This window comes from Zarconia sp., assembly GCF_057467645.1.
Genome location: NZ_JBRJXU010000116.1, coordinates 1 through 3,887, shown reverse-complemented (window position 1 = coordinate 3,887; position 3,887 = coordinate 1). Strand labels below are relative to the sequence as shown.

The following is a 3,887-nucleotide window of genomic DNA, read 5'->3' as shown; positions in this document are numbered from 1 at the left end:
CACCCTACACCCCACACCCCACACCCCAACTCGCGTTAGTTGGACTGAAACTCGGCATCGAGAGCTTTAAGCAATCGATCGCGGGTTTCTTGCAGGTGCGCGAGGGTATAAGTATCTAGCTCGTCCTCTTGCTCTTCGAGAGCCTCGTAGATATCTCCATCGAGTTGGCGCAACTGATACCATGCCAGAGTCCGGGCATCTTCGGGAACGTCTAACTGTCCCAACACCATCGAAATCAGTAAATTGAGATGTTTGCGCTGCAAGGAACGGCGCACGCTCGTAATTGGGGTGGGAGCGTTCTGAGCTTGTAAGACTTCCATCCAGATGCTCCGATGCAGGGTCTCGAACAGTTCCGGCAGGGTGAGAGCCTCGCCGGGTTCGGTTTTCAGTTCCAAGTCCCGCAAGCGGTTAAGTCGATCGCCCGAGAGCAGGGATTCGAGAATCGCTCCCTGGACGAACAGGATAATGTCGTGAATCGGATAATCGAGCCGGAACACGGGAATATTGCTGCCCCAATGACTCCAACGAGATGGGGCCAGTTGGTTGAGCAAGTCCGGTGAAAATTCAAAGGCATTGGGCGCAAACACGTACTGCTCTAGAGTGGCCAAGCTCTGCCGCTGTTTTTCCACGGAAATCGGCTCGAAGGGCAACCGTCCTGCCGGATCGCCCGCGCGGGCGCGGTTGAAGGACTGACCCCCGACGTAGTTGGTGACGATCGCTGCTTGGTTGAAGTAATAAGACAGCACCAGGTTGAATTTTTCCCGTAGTTCGCTGAAATCTTCCCCCGGCTTGAGGCTTTCGTTTTCCAAGCGCAACCACATCTGACGGGCGTTTTCCATCTGATATTGGGCGTAACGGAGGGGATCGTTACTCAAATCGAAGCGGGTGACAGCCGGATCGACTTGAGACCAGGCATCTTCATCGGTTCCGTAGGCCAGTTGCGGATCGGAAGAGCGTTCGGCGATCGTTTCGAGAAAGTCTTGTTCTCCCTGCAATCCCCGAGGTCCGGGTTTGTAGCCGTATTCGATCGCCCAGCGATCGTAGGGGCCCACGAGGGTGGGGAAATAGTCGCCCTGGGGCATTCCCGGCGGGGCGAGGTTGGCAAAGACGTAGTCCATCACCGAGGAAATCGAGCCTTGGGTACGGGTAATGCTTGGGTCGTTGAGTTCTTCGGGACTCAGCAGGGTGCTGCCGTGGAAGTTGTGGCGCAATCCCAAGGTGTGCCCCACTTCGTGGGCGGTTAAAAACCGCAAGTATTGATTGATGTATTCCTCGATTTCGATGCCATCGGGCTCGGCGCCGTGGAGTAGAGACAGGGACATCGCGCCGACGGCCAGTTGTCGGGTACATTCGCGACAGCTACAACTATAGTTATGACGATTGGAAAAAGGCAGTCGATCGCTCAGAATGGAGGGATCGAGTTGGGGGCGTTCTTCGCTGGCTTGACCGCACAATGCTGAGGAAATGCTACAGGCTTCGGCGACCAGTTCGCTCTGGGCGCTATCGTAGCCGCTGGTATCCCCCCCGCCACCGAGGAGGGAACCAAACTCCTGCTGGGCAAAGCGAACCACATTGGAATCGATCAGGATATCCGCATCTAGAATTTGTCCGGTGAGGGGATTGACTCGCGACGGTCCGATGCCGGCAAAGTAGGAATAGAGGTTGGTAGACCAGCGGATAGTATTGTAGCGAATATCTTCCGGTTGCCAGGTGGCATCGTCGGGCATCTGCCGTACTTCGATCGCATTGAGGAACCCAGCCTGCTCGAAGGCTTTATTCCACATCAAAATTCCTTCGCGGATGGCTTGGCGATACTCGGGGGGAACGGTATTTTCGATCCAAAAGACGATCGGCTCTTTGGGAGGGGAGAGTTCGGCGTTGGGATCTTGTTTTTCTAAGTTCCAGCGCTGAATGTAACGGACGAAGGGATCGCGGTTGGTATCGTCAGCCACGTTGCGGTAGGCCGTGATAAAGTATCCCACCCGTTCGTCCGCAGTGCGAGGTTTGTAGCCGTTACCCGTCGGCAGTTGAGAAATGCTGTAGTGAACCTGCAAGTCGAAGGCGCGGTTATCCGGGAGGGTCGTCAGATATCCGCCACTACCAGAAAATCCGTAAACCGATTCGATTTCGATATTGAGGGGGAAGGCTTGCACCTGTTGCAGATAGGATTTGTCGGAGTCCATCCAGTAAGAACCCCCCAGAAAATAGGGCAGTTCGGTGGATAACCCCGAAATATCCCGATTCATTATCAGTTCCCCTAAATCTACCAGCAGGGTTTTCCGCTCGGGATGGGTGGCGACGATGGGGAGCGAATACAGTACCGATTCGCTGAAAGACCGATCGAGCGCTCTCGCTTCGGGATCGCCGACTTGGTTGCGCAAGTAGACATTCGGGACGACGAACTGCACCCGATCGCCCTGACGGCGGAACTGGAATAATACGTCACCCAAGGGTAAACCGCTGAGTAATCCCGCTTCTCCAATCCCTCGGGACAAAGTCATCACCAACAGCAAGTTTTGGTTGAGTTGCTCGGGAGAAAGTTCGAGGTACAGTTCGCCGGTGGCATCGTTTTTATAAAGGGAAAACAACCCTTCGAGTTTCCGACTGCCAAGGACAACATCATCAAAAGCCGCTCCATCGGTACCCAAGGCTGCGGGGTCTAGATTTTCTCCCTCGATTGCGTCGGCGGGTAACTCCTCCTCGGGTAATTTTTCTTCCTGTTTGAGAACCCCGACCGGCGACTGGGGCGATTGTCCTTGCTTTTCGATCGCTTCTGGCTTTTCCTTAGCGGCTGATTTTGCCCCAATTTTCGACTTGGTCTTCTGTACGGCAGCTGCATCGAATGTCAGAAATAATAAACCCAAAGGGATTAAAGAAGAAATTCCGTAAGCAAGTTTTTTCATATTTCGTCGAGACGAGTTGCATCTGCGTTACTGAGGTGGGCAAAGTGAAATCGAGATTGGGTTTCTCAACCGATACAATCCGAGTGCGATGAGGTTTTTGTTCTATGGGCTTAACCTACGATACCGAAAAATATAAGTTCGGGTTATGGCGGCCATATTACTGGTATACCCCAAAGACTCGGGAAAAGTGCTATGGAGTCGGGAGAATTCACCGATGTCGTAGGGAATCGAGGGGAGGTATGCACAAACAGTTCGATCGCCATTTTTTCGATGCCGATGCGAAGTACCATCCATTGAAAACAATGAGTTCGAGCCTTAGATCCACAGTACCCCTTTCCACGATCTCGGTAAATTCCCCATGCAAAGCGAGGGTTTTCGATCTGATGAGTTCGATTCTCTAGAATGCGCGATCTCAAGAACGGTCTCTTTTGCCTCAAGGACAGACTCGATTGTTATTTAATTTGAATTCTAAAGATAATCAGTGTATTTTACCATTTGATTCCCACTCGAGATATGGCTTTCAAGTTTAAATATTTAAAATTCCATTAACGATAGTATTTTTTTGTTAAATAATGCAATAGAGTATAGACTTTATAAGTTTTAAATGTTAAAAGTAAGTTTTTTTGAACTCTGTCTCGATCTTTGTATTCATTTCACACAAACATCCGCTCGAAAATCTAGAGAGAGCGATCGGAAAACTTGATTTTCGCTTGGATTACTATCTCAACGTTTGCGATCGAAACTTATGATTGACGCAATGTTAAGTTTCGAGATTCTAAAAAATCTAATATTTTATATTTTTAAAGCCGATTTTTAAGACTTTTAATTAAAATTTTAACTGCTCATATAATAGCATTTATTAATTCAAACAATCTCTATTTTTGAATCAACAAATTAACGGCAATATACTAATTTTTTGTCTACAATTACCTTAATATGCAATAAAAAATTATTATTAATTAACTTGTTGTTTTTGATATTTTT

1 protein-coding gene is annotated in these 3,887 nt (G+C 49.4%); it reads right to left on the bottom strand.

Annotated features, from left to right (window positions below; translation table 11 throughout):
- Positions 1-35 precede the first annotated feature (35 nt).
- Positions 36-2,903: a zinc-dependent metalloprotease gene (locus AC2215_RS18025; RefSeq protein ID WP_486811385.1), complete on the bottom strand. Its 2,868-nt coding sequence runs from the start codon at positions 2,901-2,903 to the stop codon at positions 36-38.
- Positions 2,904-3,887: the final 984 nt, after the last annotated feature.

Coding starts and splice junctions, on each gene's coding strand:
- AC2215_RS18025 (WP_486811385.1), bottom strand. CDS start 2,903: ATGAAAAAACTTGCTTACGGAATTTCTTCTTTAATCCCTTTGGGTTTA.